At 65.6% G+C, this 18,772-nt stretch carries 16 protein-coding genes and 1 pseudogene; 10 read left to right on the forward strand and 7 right to left on the reverse strand.

Annotation, left to right across the window (positions count from 1 at the left end; all coding sequences use genetic code 11):
• Positions 1-19 precede the first annotated feature (19 nt).
• The gene (locus CUJ89_RS30060; RefSeq protein WP_114180899.1) at positions 20-2,137 is read left to right on the forward strand and encodes a TonB-dependent receptor; all 2,118 of its coding nucleotides are present in this window, start codon (positions 20-22) and stop codon (positions 2,135-2,137) included.
• Positions 2,138-2,191: 54 nt separating this feature from the next.
• On the opposite strand, the gene CUJ89_RS30065 is transcribed toward CUJ89_RS30060, so the two are convergent.
• The 4 genes from CUJ89_RS30065 to CUJ89_RS30080 all read right to left on the reverse strand — a co-directional run bounded on the left by CUJ89_RS30065 (position 2,192) and on the right by CUJ89_RS30080 (position 5,421).
• On the reverse strand, positions 2,192-2,557 hold the full coding sequence (locus CUJ89_RS30065) for a copper resistance protein CopC (protein ID WP_114180900.1): 366 nt from the start codon (positions 2,555-2,557) through the stop codon (positions 2,192-2,194).
• A 16-nt stretch (positions 2,558-2,573) separates the two neighbouring features.
• Positions 2,574-3,491, reverse strand: coding sequence for a hypothetical protein (locus tag CUJ89_RS30070; RefSeq protein WP_114180901.1), 918 nt, complete (start codon positions 3,489-3,491; stop codon positions 2,574-2,576).
• A 108-nt stretch (positions 3,492-3,599) separates the two neighbouring features.
• Positions 3,600-3,983 (reverse strand): DUF2946 domain-containing protein, encoded by a 384-nt coding sequence (locus CUJ89_RS30075; protein WP_114180902.1) that lies wholly within the window; start codon positions 3,981-3,983, stop codon positions 3,600-3,602.
• 193 nt (positions 3,984-4,176) lie between these two features.
• A complete protein-coding gene (locus tag CUJ89_RS30080) occupies positions 4,177-5,421 on the reverse strand; it encodes an NADH:flavin oxidoreductase/NADH oxidase family protein (RefSeq protein ID WP_114180903.1) in 1,245 nt (414 codons plus the stop codon).
• A gap of 75 nt (positions 5,422-5,496) precedes the next feature.
• On the opposite strand from CUJ89_RS30080, the gene CUJ89_RS30085 reads away from it, so the two are divergent.
• Positions 5,497-5,955, forward strand: a complete 459-nt coding sequence (locus tag CUJ89_RS30085; RefSeq protein WP_114180904.1) for a MerR family transcriptional regulator — start codon at positions 5,497-5,499, stop codon at positions 5,953-5,955.
• Between the two features lie 104 nt (positions 5,956-6,059).
• Complete coding sequence (locus tag CUJ89_RS30090; protein WP_114180905.1) at positions 6,060-6,755, forward strand: hypothetical protein; 696 nt, start codon at positions 6,060-6,062, stop codon at positions 6,753-6,755.
• A gap of 113 nt (positions 6,756-6,868) precedes the next feature.
• Here CUJ89_RS30090 and CUJ89_RS30095 read toward each other — a convergent pair whose 3' ends face one another.
• Positions 6,869-7,702, reverse strand: coding sequence for an NAD-dependent epimerase/dehydratase family protein (locus CUJ89_RS30095; protein WP_114180906.1), 834 nt, complete (start codon positions 7,700-7,702; stop codon positions 6,869-6,871).
• Positions 7,703-7,803: 101 nt separating this feature from the next.
• Here CUJ89_RS30095 and CUJ89_RS30100 point away from each other — a divergent pair, with 101 nt between their 5' ends.
• Positions 7,804-8,907, forward strand: coding sequence for a LacI family DNA-binding transcriptional regulator (locus CUJ89_RS30100; RefSeq protein ID WP_114180907.1), 1,104 nt, complete (start codon positions 7,804-7,806; stop codon positions 8,905-8,907).
• Between the two features lie 73 nt (positions 8,908-8,980).
• On the opposite strand, the gene CUJ89_RS30105 is transcribed toward CUJ89_RS30100, so the two are convergent.
• Positions 8,981-10,273, reverse strand: a complete 1,293-nt coding sequence (locus CUJ89_RS30105) for an MFS transporter (protein WP_114181639.1) — start codon at positions 10,271-10,273, stop codon at positions 8,981-8,983.
• A gap of 317 nt (positions 10,274-10,590) precedes the next feature.
• On the opposite strand from CUJ89_RS30105, the gene CUJ89_RS30110 reads away from it, so the two are divergent.
• The 3 genes and pseudogenes from CUJ89_RS30110 to CUJ89_RS38980 all read left to right on the forward strand — a co-directional run.
• Entirely contained in the window at positions 10,591-12,072 is a 1,482-nt protein-coding gene (locus CUJ89_RS30110) for a DNA-3-methyladenine glycosylase 2 family protein (RefSeq protein ID WP_114180908.1), read from the forward strand.
• A complete protein-coding gene (locus tag CUJ89_RS30115) occupies positions 12,045-12,605 on the forward strand; it encodes a methylated-DNA--[protein]-cysteine S-methyltransferase (RefSeq protein ID WP_114180909.1) in 561 nt (186 codons plus the stop codon). The genes CUJ89_RS30110 and CUJ89_RS30115 overlap by 28 nt, the downstream gene beginning before the upstream one ends.
• A pseudogene (locus tag CUJ89_RS38980) lies at positions 12,605-12,697 on the forward strand (3-methyl-2-oxobutanoate hydroxymethyltransferase); the annotation flags it as partial. The gene CUJ89_RS30115 and the pseudogene CUJ89_RS38980, both read left to right, overlap by 1 nt.
• Before the next feature lie 19 nt (positions 12,698-12,716).
• Here CUJ89_RS38980 and CUJ89_RS30125 read toward each other — a convergent pair.
• Positions 12,717-13,208 carry an Lrp/AsnC family transcriptional regulator gene (locus CUJ89_RS30125; RefSeq protein WP_114180910.1) on the reverse strand — a complete coding sequence of 164 codons (492 nt, stop codon included), beginning with the start codon at positions 13,206-13,208 and terminating at the stop codon, positions 12,717-12,719.
• A 156-nt stretch (positions 13,209-13,364) separates the two neighbouring features.
• On the opposite strand from CUJ89_RS30125, the gene glmS reads away from it, so the two are divergent.
• The 3 genes from glmS (at position 13,365) to CUJ89_RS30140 (ending at position 18,649) form a co-directional block, all read left to right on the forward strand.
• A complete protein-coding gene (gene glmS / locus CUJ89_RS30130) occupies positions 13,365-15,194 on the forward strand; it encodes a glutamine--fructose-6-phosphate transaminase (isomerizing) (RefSeq protein ID WP_114180911.1) in 1,830 nt (609 codons plus the stop codon).
• A gap of 261 nt (positions 15,195-15,455) precedes the next feature.
• Positions 15,456-16,562 carry a NucA/NucB deoxyribonuclease domain-containing protein gene (locus tag CUJ89_RS30135; protein WP_236654993.1) on the forward strand — a complete coding sequence of 369 codons (1,107 nt, stop codon included), beginning with the start codon at positions 15,456-15,458 and terminating at the stop codon, positions 16,560-16,562.
• A gap of 77 nt (positions 16,563-16,639) precedes the next feature.
• Complete coding sequence (locus tag CUJ89_RS30140) at positions 16,640-18,649, forward strand: SMI1/KNR4 family protein (protein ID WP_114180912.1); 2,010 nt, start codon at positions 16,640-16,642, stop codon at positions 18,647-18,649.
• The last annotated feature ends 123 nt before the right edge of the window (positions 18,650-18,772 follow it).

The following is an 18,772-nucleotide window of genomic DNA, read 5'->3' on the forward strand; positions in this document are numbered from 1 at the left end:
ATACAAAGGATACCGAAACATGAAGTTCAGCTTGATGCTGCCCGCCGCCTTGCTCGCGGCCTTCGCGCCGGCCGGGCAGGCCCAGGAAAACGACGCCGGCGGCACCGGTACGACGCTCGCACCTATCCGCATCAACGCACAGAAGCCGGCCCCGTTGACGCGGCCGCTCGACACGGGCAGCCATCTCGGGCTGTCGCCGCTCGAAACGCCCGCGAGCATCGAGCAGATCGACCGAGCGACACTCGACACGCGCGGCGACAGTTCGATCGTCGACGCGGTGAGCCGGGCCGCCGGCATCAGCGCATCGCCGCACCCCGGCAACGGCGACTCGGAGCTCGGCGCGCGCGGCTTCGTCGGTGCGTCTTCGGTGACGCAGCTGTACGACGGCGTGCGCCCGTACGGCGCGATCGGCGTCACGTTCCCGTTCGACACGTGGTCGGTCGATCATATCGACGTGCTGCGCGGCCCGGCTTCGGTGATCTATGGCGAAGGCGCGATCGGCGGCGTCGTCAACATCGTGCCGAAAAAGCCGGCACGCACGCCGATCCGGAACGAGCTGCAGGTCGGCGGCGGCACCGAGGGCACGGCGCGGGTCGCGTTCGGCAGCGGCGGCGCGATCAACGACAAGCTGTCGTACCGCTTCGACATCAGCGGCAACCGCTCGTCGAACTGGGTCGACCGCGGCGATTCGCGCAACCTGTCGATCTCGGGCGCGCTGCGCTACGACGTGACGCCCGACCTGTACGTGACGGCATCGTACGCGCAGGGCTTCCAGCATCCGATGCAGTATTTCGGCGTGCCGCTCGTCAACGGCGCGCGCGATCGGGCGCTCGACAAGAAGAACTACAACGTCGGCGACAGCGACATCGCGTTCCGCGACAGCTGGGCGACGGTGTCGGCGAACTGGCAGCCGAGCGACAGCCTGAACGTGACGAGCACGCTGTACCGGATGAAGAGCAACCGCCACTGGAAGGACGCCGAGTACTACACGTACCTGCCGTCGACCGCGCAGATCCGGCGCAGCAGCTACACGGAGATCTTTCACGACCAGGAGCAGTACGGCAACGTGACGACGGCCACCGTGACCGGCGCGCTGCTGGGGATGCGCAACACGTTCTCGGCGGGGTTCGAGTTCAACCACACGACGTTCCAGCACGACAACAACTCGCCGTATTCTGGCACCTCGACCGTCGATCCGTTCAACTTCGACCCGGGCAGTTTCATCAATACCGCCGGCACGTATCCGAAGTACCGCAGCCAGTCGAACCAGTACGCGCTGTTCGCGGAGAACCGGCTCGAGATCACGCCGCGCTGGTCGGTGATCGGCGGGCTGCGCTACGACCACGCGAGCGTGAACCGCGACGATCTCGTGAACGGCGGCGCATTCACGAAGGTGTTCGCGAACACGGGCTGGCGCGTCGGCACCGTATACGACGTGCGGCCCGGCCTCGCCGTGTACGGCCAGTACTCGGTCGCGGCCGATCCGGTCAGCTCGCTGCTGTCGCTGAATGCATCGAAGGCCAACTTCACGCTCGCGACCGGCAAGCAGGTCGAGATCGGCGTGAAGCAGTCGTTCCTGGACGGCAAGGCCGAGTGGACGCTGGCCGCGTACCGGATCGTGAAGAGCAACCTCCTGACGGCCGATCCGCTGAACCCGAACCAGTCGATCCAGGTCGGCCAGCAGTCGTCGCGCGGGCTCGAGGCGACGGTCGGCGCGGAGATCGCGAAGGACTGGCGCGTCGACGCGAACGTGTCGATCCTGCGCGCGAAATACGACGACTTTCAGCAGGTGTCCAGCGGCACGACGGTCTCGCGCGCGGGCAACGTGCCGGTGTCGGTGCCGCAGCGTCTCGCGAACCTGTGGGTGAGCTGGCGCTTCGCGCCGGACTGGACGGGCATCGCGGGCGTCAAGTACATCGGCAAGCGCTTCGCCGACACCGCGAACCAGCTCGTGATGCCGTCGTACACCACGGTCGATCTCGGCCTCGCGTGGAAGCCGCGCAAGGACACGACGATCACGGCGCGCGCGTACAACGTGTTCAACCGCCGCTACGTGCAGTCCGCGTACTACAACGAGACGCAGTATCTGCTCGGCAACGACCGGCGGCTCGAAGTGCTGGCGAACTACCGGTTCTGACGCCGCGCGATACGATGCGGTGCGGCGACGCCGCCGGCGCATGCGCGGCCCTCGTCACTTCACCGTGAATGCATAGTGCCCCTGCGTGCGATGGCCGTCGACCGCGACGGCCACCCACGTGACCGTGTAGACGCCCGGCGTCAACGGGTTCAGCGCGACGGACATGTGCTTCCGGTTCGACGCGTCGACTTCGGCCTTGCCGTTCGTGACGGCACGGCCCTGTGCATCGGCGACGGCGATCGAACTGAACGCGGGTTCGAGCCCATCGTCGAAATCGATCGCGACGCGCTTCGGCGAAGCCGTCACGGTCTCGCCCGCGGACGGCGCCTGATGCGTCGGAAACGCATGCGCATGCGCGAGCTGCGCGCCGGCGAGGAGCAGCGCGGCGGCGGCCGTGCGCATCGTGGTCAGGAGGTTCATGCGGGTTCTCCGTGGATCAGAAGAGCGGCTTGCCGAGCGAGCCCGGGAACAGGTCGTCGAAATACAGATGCGCATCGAAGATCACGCCGACATGGTTGCCGCTCGCGCGATTGACCGGAATCTGCGCCTCGACACCGAATTGCCCATAGCGATTGACCCACAGTACACCCGGGTTGATCGTTCCGGTCGTCTGCCCCGAACACGCGCCCGCGGTGCAGGTGCTCATCGGCGCCTCGACGACGAAGATCATGTTGCTGAGCGGTTGCGGAAGACCGAGATTCTTCACCTGCTGCTGCAGGTACGGGATGCTGTATTGCAGCGTCAGGCCCCAGCCGAGCGAATTCGGCCCCTGGTCGGACGAGGCCGTGGTCAGGTTCGGTCCGAGCTCGCCCGTGAGCGCGAACGGGCGCAGATAGCCGAGCGACGCGGGCAGATCGCCGAAGCCCTTGCCGACATAAACGGCCGGCGTGAACGTCGAGTACGGATTCGCGATCGATTTCGCGCCCGTGCCGCCGATCTCGGTTTTGAGACCGACCGATGCCATGAACTCGTGAGCAGGATTCGCATAGACGAGGTATTTCACGCCCAGCGTCACATTGTCCCAGCCCTTCGCGGAGCCGCCGTCCGGGGCGTTCTGCGACACGTACTGGCTGGCGACGCTGAACGCGAGGTTCTTCGTGATCAGCTTGTCCCACTCGTACGAAACGGTATTGACGTTGATGTTGTTGCCGCTGTCGTCGGAGGTCTTGATGTGGCCGAACTGCGTATCGAATTCGTCGCCGACGCCCGGGTCGTCGACGGTCATCGTGGCGGGAAAGACGCGATCGCCGACCACGGCGTGCGCGTTCGCGAATGAAGCATGGGACAGGCCGGCGATGGCGGTCAGCAGCGCGGCACATGCGCGTGGCGCGTGCCGTTCGGTAATGCGGGGCATAGGTATGTTCTCCGGTTGTCGTTCGATGCCGTCGCGCACGCGCGCGACAAACAACCGCTCGCTTCGGTCGTGAAGCGGCGGCTTGTCAGATGGAAGAATCAGACGAACTCAGGAGAACGCGGGCGGCGCACGCGATTGCGCGATGGTGTGGACAACACGAACGCGGGCCGGAATCGATGCCGACGCGACCGGCACCTGCGCGTCCGGAAGCGGTACGGCGAATGCGACCGGATAGCCCGGCAGCACGGTCGCATGCGCGACGAAGCTGCAATAAGGACACGCTTGCCAGTGTGCCTTTGCCTGAGGTGCGGGCTTGCCGTCGTCGTGCGCGACCGGCGCATCGTCGATGCTGGCCGAGCAATAGACGGCCAGTACGTCGACAAGGCGGTGGCGCGACGCCATCATCTGCGAAACCGCGGGGGCGAGCGCCATCATCAGGATTGCGATCAATCCGATCAGGCTGCCGGGTTTGCGGAAACGAGCGACGTGCATGACGCGCGAAGATGACGGAGTGCAATGAAGGTGGCGAATTATGCCACGCTGAAATCGCAATCAGGCGCCTGAATAATGCAGTAAACGCGCTCGATATTTCGGAAAGCAATCCGAAAGTATCGGCCCGGAAAGCGACCCGCCGGGCGACAGGCCAATCAATCCGGAATGGCCGTTTCAGACATACCCATCCGCGTCACGCACCCGGAGCCGCCGCGCGCCCCGCCATCCACTTCCGATAGCGCCGCGTCTGGCACTGCGCGGCCAGTTGCTGCCCGACCAGCGCGCGCAGCGGCGACACCTGCGGATGCGTGCGCCGCCCAACGCTTAACCGCGCGAGCTGGAACTTGACGACGGCCATGTTGGCCAGCGCGCCCAGCGCCTTGCTCTTCCACCGGATCGGCTGCAGCACTGGCGCGCTGTCCTTGCCGGCCCGCCAGTCGCGCGGCAGGTTCGGCTCGATCGACAACGCGGTCGCGATGCCGACCATCGCCACGCCGCTGTCGACCACCTGCTCGGCGACCGCGCGGCGCCGAATGCCGCCCGTGACCATCAGCGGCATCCGCGCGATGGCCGTGATGTCGCGCGCGAATTCAAGGAAATACGCTTCGCGGGCGAGCGTGCGCCCATCGCGCGCCTCGCCCTGCATCGCCGGCGCTTCGTAGCTGCCGCCCGACAATTCGACGAGATCGACGCCGAGCGGATTCAGCAGTTCGACCACGCGCTTCGCGTCGTCCGCGCTGAAGCCGCCGCGCTGGAAATCGGCCGAGTTCAGCTTGACCGCTACAACAAACGCGGGCGACACCGTCGCGCGCACGGCCCGCACGATGTCGAGCAGCAGGCGCGCGCGATTTTCGATGCTGCCGCCCCACTGGTCCTGCCGGCGGTTCGTCAGCGGCGACAGGAACTGGCTCAGCAGGTAGCCGTGCGCCGCGTGGATCTGCACGCCGGTGAAGCCGCCTTGCTCCGCGAGCTGCGCGGCGCGCACGAAGCGCTGCTGCACATCGGCGATATCGGCTTGCGTCATCTCCTTCGGCACCGGGAACTGCTTCGACAACGCACCGAGCGCGAGCGGCACGGCCGACGGCGCCAGCGTCGTCTGGCCGAGCGCCGCCTGCATCTGGCGCCCCGGGTGGTTGACCTGCATCCACACGTGCGCGCCGCACGAGCGCGCGATCTGCGCCCAGCGGCGGAAGCGGTCGAGATGCGCGTCGCTCTCGAGCACGACGCCGTTCGGCCCCGTCATCGCGCGGCCGTCCACCATCACGTTGCCGGTCACGATCAGGCCGGCCTGGCCGTCGGCCCACGCCTGGTACAGGCGCAGCAACGCGTCGGACGGCGCGTGATCCGCATCGGCCATGTTCTCTTCCATCGCGGCCTTGGCCAGCCGGTTCGGGATCACCGCGCCGTTGGGCAGCGTCAGGGGCGTAAACAGGTTCATGAGGGCATCCTCGATTGACGATGCCCAACGATAACTTTAAAGTCAACTTTAAGGTCAAGCCCCTTTGGAGCACTGATGAAAATCGGCGAACTGGCGCGGGCCAGCGGCATCGCGGCGTCGCGCATCCGTTTCTACGAAGCGAGCGGCCTGCTCGAACCGGCCCGCCGGCAGGCGAACGGCTATCGGGAATACGGGCCGGAAGCGTTGACGCGGCTCGCGATCATCGACCGCGCGCAGCGCGCGGGTTTCGCGCTTGACGAAATCCGCGCGGTGCTGCCGCCCGATCTCCGCGCGTGGCCGCGCGACGAACTGCTGGTCGCGCTGCGGCACAAGGTCGACGAAATCGCGCTGCTCGAACAGCGTCTCGCGCAGAACCGGCGCCATCTGCAGGCGCTGATCGACGAGATCGAGAACAAGCCGGCGGGCGAGGATTGCGCGGGCGCCGCGCAACGCATGCTCGACCGGCTGTGCGAACAGGCCAGCGAACCGCTGGCGCCGGCGCCCGTCGCACGGCCGACGCGCAAGCGCGCGTGACTGATTACACGGCGTCACCCACCGATCCATCAACCCGCGCTGCGGCGAGACGAGACGACGCGTGCGCGTCGGCTGCCGCACCGCGACCTCACGACCCGACCCGCATGACGATTCCCCGCATCCAAGGATTCCTCGTCGCCGTGCTGCTGACATTCGGCATCGGCAATGCAGACGCCACGCAGTGCGGCGACACGCCTGCGTCGCTCCGTTGCCCGGACACGTCAGATCTTCCGGACGACATCGTCGCGCAGCTTCCCGCCGGCTACGAAGCGCTGGATGCCGCGTCCGGACGCCTGACCGACAGCCCCCGCACCGGCTATGTCGTCGTCGCGCATCGGCCCGGCGATTCGATGCGCAATCCGGCGCCGCGTCCGCTGCTGCTCTTCCTTCAGGGCAAGGACGGGCGCTACCGGCTGGCGGCGCGCAACGACACCGTTATCATGAAAGCCGACGAAGGCGGCATGGGCGACCCGTATCTCGATGGCGTCGCCGAGAACGCGCTCACGGTCGGGGCTCGCGCGTTCACGATCGAACAGGGGGTGTTCGCGGGCCCGAGCCACTGGCGCGACCGCCTGACCTTTCGCTACGACGCCGCGCACCGCACGTGGGTGTTTCATCGGGAAGTATTCCGGAACTGGCGGTTCAACGACGACCCGAACGGCGATGCGCTGAAAGCCGATCCCGTCCACGTCACGCGCGCCAATGCGGCGCAAACCGTCGCGTTCGAAGCGTGGCGGCCGAGTGACTGGTGCGAATCGAGCGAGCGGCGCGAGACCGATCCGGTTTGCCGCAAGCATTGACGCCGGCGAGGCTGGCGCCCGTACGCAACGCACGTCGGCCGACACGGCCTGACAACACCCGCGCCGCGCCGGTCGACATGGCGCCGGTTACTGCGGCCAGATGACCTTGCCGCCTACCCCTTCCGCTCCATCGGCTCGCCGACGACAAACCCGCCGCCCTGGAACCGCTGCGCGGGATCGTCGTACTCGGCGGTCGGCGCCGCGACCGGGAACAGTCCGGCGAACTGCTCGGAGCTGTCGCGCGGGCGGAAGCCGAGGAAGCCGGCCTTCGTGTTGTCCCACCACTTCACCGGGTTGTCCGACGCACCGTAGACGATCGCGTGCCCGACGCGGTTCGTCAGCAGCGAGCAGCGCACCAGTTCGATAAAGTCGCGATAGCTGAGGAACGTCACGAGCATGCGCGGGTTCTTCGGTACCTCGAACGACGAGCCGATCCGCAGGCACACGGTCTCGATCCCGAAGCGGTCGAAGTAGTAGCGCGACAGCGATTCGCCGAAGCACTTCGTCACGCCGTACAGGCTGTCCGGACGCAGCGGCGAATCGGCATCGAGCACTTCCGTGACTGGATGGAAGCCGATCGCATGGTTCGAGCTCGCGAACACGACGCGCTTCACGCCGTACTTGCGTGCGGCTTCGTACAGGTTGTACGTGCCGGTGATGTTCGCGTCGACGAGATCGTCGAATGGCGCGTCGACCGAAATGCCGCCGAGGTGGACGATCGCGTCCACGCCGTCGACGAGCTGCATCACGGCCGACCGGTCGGCCAGATCGACGACGCGGGTTTCTTCATGCGCAGCGGCGTCGTCGAGCACCGCGATGTCGCTGACGCGCACGACGTCGGCCCAGTCGGCAAGCGCGCCGCGCAACTGGCGGCCGAGGTTGCCGGCCGCGCCCGTCAGCAGCAGGCGCCCGAACGGTTTGCGCGCGCCGGTGGATGAGGCGTTCATCGAATCTCCTTCTCCTTGAATCAGACCTGGGCTCCGATCCGGCATTTGACCTGAATCGGAAAACGTTTTCCAACTATACGCGGGAGCCGCGCCGAACGTCAATGGTTGGCTCCGTTCGCAGCCATCCGCACTTTCCCGATGTCGGCACGTGGCCGCGCGCCGGCTTTTTCTGCCACAATCCGGCGTTATCGAACGAAAACGTTACCCTCCCGATGAAAAAAGTTTCCCCGACGATCCGCGACGTGGCCGCGGATGCCGGCGTGTCGGTCGCGACGGTATCGAAGTACGTGAACGGCACGCAGCGCTTCTCGCCGACCGTCGAGGCGCGGCTCAAGGAGGCGATCGAACGGCTCGGCTACCGTTCGAACCCGCTCGCGCGTTCGATGATCACCGGGCGCACGCGCACGATCGGCCTCGTGATCCTCGACATCAGCAACCCGCACTTCACGAACGTGGTCAAGGGCGCGAACCGGGTCGCGCTGCAGCACGACTACACGCTGCTGCTCGTCGATACCGAGGAGAGTCAGGCACGCGAACGCTCGCTGATCGAGGCGCTCGCGCAGCGCGTAGACGGGCTGATCGTCAGCACGCGGATGCCCGACGACGAAGCCGGCTGGATGCTCGATCTCAACAAGCCGCTCGTGCTGCTGCGTCGCAGCCCCGGCCTGCCGATTCCGAGCGTCGGCATCGACAACCGGCTGTCGACCTACATGCTCGCGCGTCACCTGCTCAATCTCGGGCATACGCGCATCGCGTATCTCGGCTTCGGCACGGCGCGCGTGAACGACGAGCGGATCCAGGGCGCGCGCGACTGCCTCGCCGAAGCCGGGCTCACGCTCGACGTGCACGACGCGCATGCGCCGACCGCCGAGGCCGGCGAGCGCGCCTGCTCGCGCGTGATGCTCGGGCCGCAGCGCCCGCAGGCCGTGATCTGCTACAACGACCTGATCGCGCTCGGCTTCATGAAGGAAGCCGCGTCGCTCGGCTTCCGGCTGCCGCAGGACGTATCGGTCGCGGGCATCGACAACGTGCCGTACGGCGCCTACGCGGCGCCCGCGCTGACCACCGTCGACATCCAGAGCGAAAACATGGGCGAGCTCGCGATGCAGAAGCTCATCGACGCGCTCGCGGGGCGCACCGACGCGAGCTATTCGACATTCGAGCCGCGGCTGATCATGCGCGCGTCGACGGCCGCGGCCGGCTGAGTCACCGGTTCCTCACCGCGCCCCAAAAGCAAACGCGCCGCCATGGGCGGCGCGTTTGCTTGACGACACGCCATCACGCGTCGAGTTTCGCGGGCTTCATCTTCGGCGTGAGCACCTGCATGATCGCGAGCGCGAGCAGGTACGCGAGCGCGCCGATCGCGAACAGCACCCAGTAGTGGCCCGTGCGCTGCAGCACCTGGCCGATCACTTCCGAGAACAGCACGCCGCCGATCGAACCGGCCATCCCGCCGATGCCGACCACCGACGCAACCGCGCGGCGCGGGAACAGGTCGGATGCCGTCGTGAACAGGTTCGCCGACCAGCCTTGGTGCGCGGCGGCGGCCAGCCCGACGATCAGCACTGCGATCCACAGGCTCTGCACTTGCGACACGAACGCGATCGGCAGCACGCAGCAGGCGCAGATCAGCATCGTCGTCTTGCGCGCGCCGTTCACGCTCCAGCCCGCGCGCAGCAGCCTCGACGACAGCCAGCCGCCGCCGATGCTGCCGACCGTCGTCAGCGCATAGATGCAGACGAGCGGAAGGCCGATATGTTGCATATCCATCCCGCGCGACTCGTTGAGCCACTTCGGCAGCCAGAACAGGTAGAACCACCACACCGGGTCGGTCAGGAACTTGCCGATCAGGAACGCCCACGTCTCGCGCTTGCGGATCAGTTCGCCCCAGCGCGGCGCACCGGCGTTCGCGTTGGCCGCGTCGAGCGCTTCGGCCTCGTCGCGCGGCTCGTCGTACTCCGCGGCGAGCGCGCGCGTATCGGCCTGGCGATAGAACACGAGCCACACCGCGAGCCACACGAGGCCGATCGCGCCGATGATCACGAACGCCGCGCGCCAGCCGTAAGCCACCGCGATCGCCGGGATGATCGCCGGCGCGAACACCGCGCCGATGTTCGCACCCGAGTTGAAGATGCCGGTGGCGAGCGCGCGTTCGCGGCGCGGGAACCATTCGGCCGTCGTCTTGATCGCGGCCGGGAAGTTGCCGCCTTCTCCGATCCCGAGCAGCGCGCGCACGAACGCGAAGCCCATCACCGAGCCGACCATCGCGTGCAGCATCGCGGCGATGCTCCACACCAGCATCGCCGCCGCATACGAAATGCGCGTGCCGAGCCAGTCGACGATGCGCCCGAAGCCAAGCAGGCCGAGCGCATAGAACGCGGAAAACGCCATCACGATGCGGCCGTACTGCACCTGGCTCCAGCCGATGTCGTGCTGGAGCATCGGCGCGAGCAAGCCGAGGATCTGCCGATCCATGTAGTTGATGACGGTCGCGAAAAACAACAGCGCACAGACGGTCCAGCGGTAGCGGCTGGCAGCGGCGCGCACCGTGCTGACGACGGCAGATTGCATGAATGTCTCCGATGCGCGGCCGCGCCCGTCGCGCCGCACGATGTTCGTTGACCGGCGACCGGCGCCGGGGCGGGCGGCGGCGCGCTGTCGCGCACGGCCGATCACCAATCAATCTGGAAAACGTTTTTCAAAGCATAGGGCGTCTGCCGGCGCCCTGTCAGTCGGGGATTTCGATGAGTCATCTCAAATTTGTCGCTGCAAAAGAGACGACTGTTTCGCCAATTGGCATTAACCGTTTTTCCCGGATTTTCCAATGCTCGAATTGGGGCACGGCTGCCGAGACACATGTCCGATTCCAGCCAGAATCGATCGCGCGGATGGTTTACAGTCGTTTCATGCGCCTCGATCCCGACACCTGCTACGACGCCCTGCTTTCGCGGAATCGCCGCTTCGACGGCTGGTTCTTCGTCGGCGTCGCGACGACGGGCGTATATTGCCGCCCCGTCTGCCCGGTGAAGCCGCCGAAAGCGCAGAACTGCAGCTACTACCCGACCGCCGCGGCCGCCGAGAAAGCCGGCTTCCGGCCGTGCATGCGCTGCCGCCCCGAGCTTGCGCCCGGCCATGGGCTGCTCGACCTGTCCGGCAATCTCGCCGACGCGGCCGCCACGCTGATCGAGGACGGTTTCCTGAACGAGCACTCTGTCGACGCGCTCGCGCATCGCGTCGGCGTGACCGAACGCCATCTGCGCCGGATCTTCGCCGCGCAGTTCGGCGTGTCGCCGGTGGAGTTCGCGCAGACGCACCGCCTGCTGATGGCCAAGCGGCTGCTGACCGATACCGCGCTGCCGGTGGCCGTCGTCGCATCGACCGCCGGGTTTGGCAGCGTGCGGCGCTTCAACGACCTGTTCCGCCAGCGCTACGGCCTCAATCCGTTGCGGCTGCGTAAAGGGGCCCGTGCATCGGCCGACGGCGACATGACGTTCCCGCTGCCGTACCGGCCGCCGTTCGCGTGGGCCGACCTGATGCGCTTCCTCGCGCAGCGCCAGATCGACGGCGTCGAGCGGATCGACGCGCAGGGCTACGCGCGCGTCGTCGAACTGCCGAACCGGAACGGCAACAGCAACGTCGGCGGCAACGGCCGCGTGACGGGCTGGCTGTCCGTCGCGCATGTACCGCAGCGGTTCGTGCTGGCCGTCACCGTATCGCCCGCGCTGACGCCGGTCGTACCGGCCGTGCTCGCGCGCGTGCGGCGGCTGTTCGATCTCGACAGTCGCCCCGACGTGATCGACGCGCATCTCGGCGAACTCGCGAGCGGCTCGCCCGGCCTGCGCGTGCCGGGCGCGTTCGACGGCCTCGAGATGGCGATCCGCGCGATCGCAGGCGAGCAACTCGCGGCGGCGCATGCGGGTGCGATGCTCGCGCGCGTCGCCGAACGCTTCGGCACGCCGGTGGACGGCGCGCCGCCGGGGCTGACTCACGCGCTGCCTGCCGCTGCGACGCTGGCCGCCCTGCCGCCGGCGGCCCTCGAGGCACTCGGCATCGCGCGCGATGCGGCGCAGGCGATCGTGTCGCTCGCACGCACGGTCGCCGACGGCACGCTCGCGCTCGAACCGATGGCGCCGCTCGACGCAACGCTCGCCGCGCTGCGTGCCATGGCGGGCTTCGACGAGCACGCAGTGCAGTACGTCGCGATGCGCGCGATGGCCTGGCCGAATGCGTTCCCCGCCGACGACGGGTTACTGCCCGCACGCACCGAACGCACGCGCATGCCATCATCCGCGCGTCATGCGGCGCGCTGGGCGCCGTGGCGCGCGTATGCCGCACTGCATGTATGGCGCCTGCATGGAGATGCTCTGTGAAGACTCCCGCTTACCTGATTCCGAGCCCGCTGGGCGACATCGCCGTGCGCATCGAGGACGATGCGCTGACCGGCCTGTTCTTCGTCGGCCAGAAATATTTCCCGTCGCTTGCGATCGCGCACGAAGCGGACCCGCGCGTCATGTCGCCGCTCGCGCGCAAGGTTGCGGAAGAAATCGCGGAATACTTCACCGGCGCACGCGAAACGTTCTCGGTGCCGATCCACCTGCGCGGTACCGCGTTTCAGCGGCGGGTGTGGAAGGAATTGCTTGCGATTCCGTTCGGCGAACTCGTGTCGTACGGTGACATCACCGAACGCGTCGGGTTGCCGATGAGCGCCGCGCGAGCCGTTGGCGGCGCGGTGGGCCGGAACCCGGTGTCGATCATGGTGCCGTGCCATCGCGTGGTCGGCGCATCGGGCAGCCTGACCGGCTATGCGGGCGGCATCGACCGCAAGCGCGCGCTTCTGTCGCTCGAAGGCGCCGGGTTCGAACGCGGCGCGCACCATTCGGTGCAGCAGGCGTTCGCGTTCTGAATCACGAGGTGCGGCAGCGCGTGTTTCCCGAGCCGGCCCATTGCTTCGGATACGGCAAGCCGCTGCAACTGGCGGACGCGGCCGCCGCGTGATGCCACGCGAACGACGCGCTCACGCGCGCTTGCGCAGCGCATGCGCGACCCGCGCGTTCGCCTCGAATTTCGCGCGATGCGTCGAGAAGAACGTCCGCACGTTGCGCACGTTCGATGCGCCGGTGAACAGCCGCCGCGCGAATTCGTCGTATTCGGCGACGTCGGCCAGATCGGCCAGCACGACGAAATCGGGGCCCGGCGACACGCGGTAGCACTGCGTAACCGCCGGCTCCGCACACACATACGCTTCGAACGCGTCGTAGTCTTCGGCCGTCTGCCGGTCGAGGCTGATCTCGATCAGCGCCGTGACGGCCGTGCCGATCGCCGCCGGATCGAGCACCGCGACCTGCCGGCGGATCACGCCGGCTTCCGTCAGCCGGCGCACGCGGCGCATGCAAGTGGGCGGCGACGACAGCGCGCGCTCGGCCAGTTGCAGGTTCGACACCGACGCGTCGTCCTGCAGGATCGCGAGGATGCGCAGGTCGAGATCGTCGAGGGTGATGCCGGCCATCGGCGGCTCCTTCCGGTCAGGGTGTGAAATTTAATTTCAGCATGATAGACGATCCATGATTCATTTCATTTGTGGTTATATTTTGAAATTTAATTCCATTCGACCGCCTCTACCATCGCTGTCACGGGTCCAGACAGGACATTTACGGAGCGCGATATGTGTGGAATTGTCGGGGCGGTCGCCCAGCGGGACATCCTGCCGAACCTTGTCGACGGCCTGAAGCGGCTCGAATACCGCGGCTACGATTCGTGCGGCGTCGTGGTCTACCGCGACCGTGCGCTGGCGCGCGCCCGCAGCGTCGATCGCGTTGCCAACCTGCAGCGCGAGATCGCCGAGCATGCGCTGTCGGGCTATACCGGCATCGCGCATACGCGCTGGGCCACGCATGGCGCGCCCGTCACGCTCAACGCGCATCCGCACTTCTCGCCGAGCGACGCCAACGCGCGCATCGCGCTGTCGCATAACGGGATCATCGAGAACTGCGACCAGTTGCGCGCGGAACTGCAGGCGCACGGCTATGTGTTCGCGAGCCAGACCGACAGCGAGGCGATCGCGCACCTGATCGACCACCTGTACGACGGCGACCTGTTCGACGCGGTCCGGCTCGCGGTCGCGCGATTGCGCGGCAGCTACGCGATCGCGGTGATGTGCCGCGACGAGCCGCACCGGATCGTCGGCGCGCGCGACGGGATGCCGCTCGTGGTCGGCGTCGGCGAAGGCGAGAATTTCCTGGCATCCGACGCGATTGCGCTGTCGGGCATCACGGATCGCATCGCGTATCTGGAGAACGGCGACGTCGCCGACATCCAGTTGCATCGCTACTGGATCGTCGATGCGGCCGGCCAGCGCGTCGAACGCGCGGTGCAGCGGGTCGCCGCGCATAGCGGCGCGGCCGATCTCGGGTCGTATCGCTACTACATGCAAAAGGAGATCTTCGAGCAGCCGCAGGCGGTGGCCGATACGCTGCTCGACGTCGCGTCGATCATGCCCGAGCTGTTCGGCGACGGCGCATGGCGCGTGTTCAACGACGTCGATTCGGTGCTGCTGCTCGCGTGCGGCGGCAGCTATCACGCGGCGCTGACCGCGAAATACTGGATCGAGAGCATCGCGAAGCTGCCGGCGAGTGTCGAAATTGCCAGTGAGTTTCGTTATCGCGACAGCGTGCCGAATCCGCGCACGCTCGTCGTTGCGGTGTCGCAAAGCGGCGAGACGGCCGACGTGCTCGGCGCGGTGCATGTTGCGAAGCGCAGCGGAATGACGCATACGCTCGCGATCTGCAACGTCGCGACGAGTGCGTTGATGCGCGAGTGTGCGCTGCAATTCGTGACGCGTGCGGGGATCGAGATCGGAGTGGCTTCGACGAAGGCGTTCACGACGCAGCTCGTTGCGCTGTTCCTGCTCACGTTGTCGCTTGCGCAGGTGCGCGGACGGTTGAGCGATGACGAGGAGAAGGAACATCTGCGCGCGCTGCGGCACTTGCCTGACGCGATGTCGAAGGTGCTCGCGCTGGAGCCGCAGATCATGGCGTGGTCGGAACTGCTCGCGAGACGCGACAACATGCTGTTTCTCGGGCGCGGGATGCATTATCCGATCGCGCTTGAGGGTGCGCTGAAGATGAAGGAGATTTCGTATATTCACGCGGAAGCGTATCCGGCGGGTGAACTCAAGCATGGGCCGCTTGCGCTCGTTAGTAACGAGATGCCGGTGATTGCGGTTGCGCCGAATGACATGCTGCTTGAGAAGCTCAGATCGAACATGCATGAGGTCAGTGCGCGGAACGGGCGGCTTTTTGTCTTTGCGGATGTGGATTGCGGGTTGGTGCCGAGTGACGGGATCGAGGTGATTCGGCTTAACGAGTACTACGGGCCGCTCTCGCCGATTTTGCATACGGTGCCGATGCAGTTACTCGCTTATCACGCTGCGCTGGCGCGGGGGACGGATATTGATAAGCCGAGGAATCTGGCGAAGTCGGTGACGGTGGAGTGAGGGTGGCGGGGGCAACGCCGAATGCCCCACCACCAACAGCCATGTTCACAATCGAATCGATTCTCCACCAACTCGATTAATCAACACTTTCAAAGTCAATCAACCAAATCATTCACAAATCAATGAACATTTAAAAATATATTAACCCCAGAAAATTACATTCCTGACAAATATAACAGTTACATTTCATCGAAATAGAAATTTAAATCGAGGCGCCGCAAATAAAACGCCATTTCGATTATTGAACAGTCAGGAGGGGATGTGATTCATCGAACGCTATTTGGCCGGCTGCTTGCCGGTGCGGTCGTGTTTGCAACCGCGTTGCATGTACACGCGGAAAGCGCAACGGACGTTTCACCGGTCTGCACGACAGTCCGCACCGAAGCATCCAGAGACTCACTGTTGAGTCGAGGTGGTCATTGTCAGAAATCCGTCCCGCTCGAGTATGTCGCCAAGGACGATCAAAATAGCGAAATCGGGCGAGTGGCTATCGACGCTTATGCCTATTCAGACAATCCGTCGAATCAGCTCGCATGGACCCTGAAGTTCCGTTTCCGAACCCGTGTCATTTCCGGCAACCCGGGCGGCCTGATGATCAAGCCCATCGTCGAATGCGGGTCGGCTTGTACCGTATCCCCCAATGCAGGTGTGCCGCTCGCCCTTGGCGGACTCTCCAACGAGGTGACGGTAACGGTCACGCCGAACATGGGAGCCGGTAATCCGCTCGAGTTCAGTCCGACCGTCGAGTACCGCGTCGCCAAGTCAGGCGACTCGCTCGAGAACGGCGCAAGTGTGAGTCCGTACGCGGGTGTCGGCTACATTCCTGTCATTCGCTGCGACGTCGGGCTCGCAAAAAGCAGCTCGCAAGGGTGTGTCTACCCGGAAGCACCGGCGATACTGCGTACCATCACCGCCACGAATCCTGATGTCGACGAATCGGCCATCCATATTCGCGAGGCGCAAGCGGCCGGACATCCCGGCAGATTCGTACCGCGAGGGGATGGCACGATCTTTCCGGATACCTGGGCGTCGAAGCCTCTGGCACGCACACGCGACGCAGTACTGCGGCGACAGAATCGGGACACGTCCAAAAAGCAATGTCTCGCGATCTACGGTTCGGTCAATGGCCAGTGCACGTTCACCGGCGACCCGGACGAAACGCCGACGGATTGCGACTGCGATGAATATCCATTTGCCTCGACAGAGGAAGGCGCATCGAGGGATGACGCGTCGGTCAAGCGTATCGATGCGAGCGATAATCGACGCGCGGGCGCTTTTCTCGGCAATTTCTATTTGAACCAGCGCGTGCTCGATGCAGAGAAATTCTACGTCGATGTCGATTCTCAACAGCCCTCGTCGAAACGTTAACCCGCAACCGACGAAAACAGTCCGCATGCCGCGGCTCGCAGGCACCTTCGAACCGCGGCATCGAGATACAAAGCACCATGAGCGATCACGAGAACTTTCCCTTTTGGCTCACTCAAGCCTACGAGCGCTGTCGACGTGCCGTTCCAGGCGCGATGCAATGCGAGACGGTTTCGATCGAGGACGCAGTCACGCGGGTGACGGCGGCCGACGTTTTCGCACCCGAGAACGTACCGTCAGTTCCACTCGCCGCAGTCGAAGGCTATGCATTGCGCGCGTCCGATACTTCGCATGCGACCCCTCGCGCACCAGTCGAACTCGACTTCGAATTCAGCCGACGCGTACTCGCGTCGCCGACAAGCAGTCCGGAGGCACGCGCGATCGGCGCGCAGTGCGCGGTGGATATCCCGCCGTATTTTCCGTTGCCGGAGAACGCGGATGCTGTCGTCCCGAAACGCGACCTTGAAGTCATGTATCGCGGCACTCGATCTTTCATCCGGCTGCACGTCCCGTTGTCGCCTGGACAGCACGTGATCGCACCCGGCAGCGAGCATCGGAAAGGTAGTCTTCTCCTGCCCAAGGGCAGCCGGATAACGGCTGAACGGCACGTCGTGCTGATCGCGGCAGGCGTGCGCGACATCGAGGTGACGAAGCGGCCACGAATCGGCGTGGCGATCGTCGGGTACGAACATCGCCCGCCCGGCGCCGCTCGCGAGCCCTGGCAGCGGCCCGACACGAGTGGACCGTATATCCGTGCCGTATTGCAGCGCTGGGGATACGAGGTACCTCCGGTCGAGTATGTCGAGCCGCCAAACATGACGCGACCGCCGCTCGAGGTGCAACGGGACGAATATGCATTCAACAAGAAGCTGTTCGATCTCGCGCAACGTTACGACCTGATCATAGGCGCCGGATTGCCTGCCGTGCCGCCATTCCAGAGATTGGGTCTGAATGCGCAGCCGATGTACTCGAACGACGAGACTACCGTCGACATCCAGCAAACGCCGGCCGGCCGCTTCAACTTCGGGCGCAGCAGCGATCGCTCGCCGCCGACGAAGACCACGCTGCCGTACACGCGCCCCGACGGCACACAAAGCGGGCTGCGGGTCCTCACCAGTTACGATCAGGCAACGCTGATCAATCTGCCTGGCCACACGTGTGCGGTGGCGATGCTGATGCATGCGATCATGCCGCGCGTGCTCGATTTGCTCGAGCACGCGGCAACGCCGGCCCCGCATTGGGAAACTGCCGTCATCGGGCACCTCGTCGAGCGCAATGCCGAACTCAACGGAATGCAGTGGGGCAACCTGTATCGGGACGTCGACGGCAACTCGTTCGTCCGCCTGCTACCGTCCGAAGCCGATGGGTCGATCAGCGGCATCGCTCGTGCCGATGTACTCGTCGCGATCCCCGCCGCGAAACACCCGTTGCCGGCGGGCTCGTCCGTGCTGTTCCTGCGTCTCGACCGTGTCTGCCCGGGCGTGCCGCCGAGCGATGCTGCAACGACGGCCGCCGACGCAGCGTCGCCACCTTTGACAGTCGGTGGCACCCCGAATCCGCCCCGCGATTCCGGGGTCGGGCCCACCGATCTTCGCGCGACGTGGCAACGACTCGACGCCGGCTTCGCCGCCGATTCGACGCGTTTGCCGGTCGGACTCAACGGAGCGGCGTCCGACGACGAGATCGCAACCCTGCAGGCCGCGCTGGGAGCCGTACTACCTGATGCATTCGTCGACAGTCTGCGCATTCACAATGGCCAGGCCGACCCCGGAGACGAATTTTCCGGAAGCGATGCGCTGTTGAGTTCGGGCGAGATCATCGCGCAATGGCGCATCTGGAAAGGTCTGGTCGATGGCGGGGATTTCGACGGTGTGACATCGGAACCGGATCCCGGTATCCGGGACGACTGGTACAACCTGAAGTGGATACCGTTCACGCACGACGGTAGCGGCAATCATCTGTGTCTCGATCTCGATCCCGCAGAAGGCGGTGTGGTCGGACAAGTGATTCGGGTCTGGCATGACGATGAGCGGCGCGAGCGGATTGCGGGTGGGTTTCCGGAATGGCTCGCTCGCATCGCCGCCGAGTGAAATTCAAGCTGACGTCCCGCCGGTATTCAGCCGGCGCCTAGCCCATCAGCTTGCGGAAATCGCGCGTAAAGTGCGTCGGGTCGAAATAGCCGAGCACGGAAGCCCCCATGCAACTCCACAAGT

Origin of the sequence: Burkholderia pyrrocinia (genome assembly GCF_003330765.1) — a bacterium.
Classification (GTDB): Bacteria; Pseudomonadota; Gammaproteobacteria; order Burkholderiales; family Burkholderiaceae; genus Burkholderia; species Burkholderia pyrrocinia_B.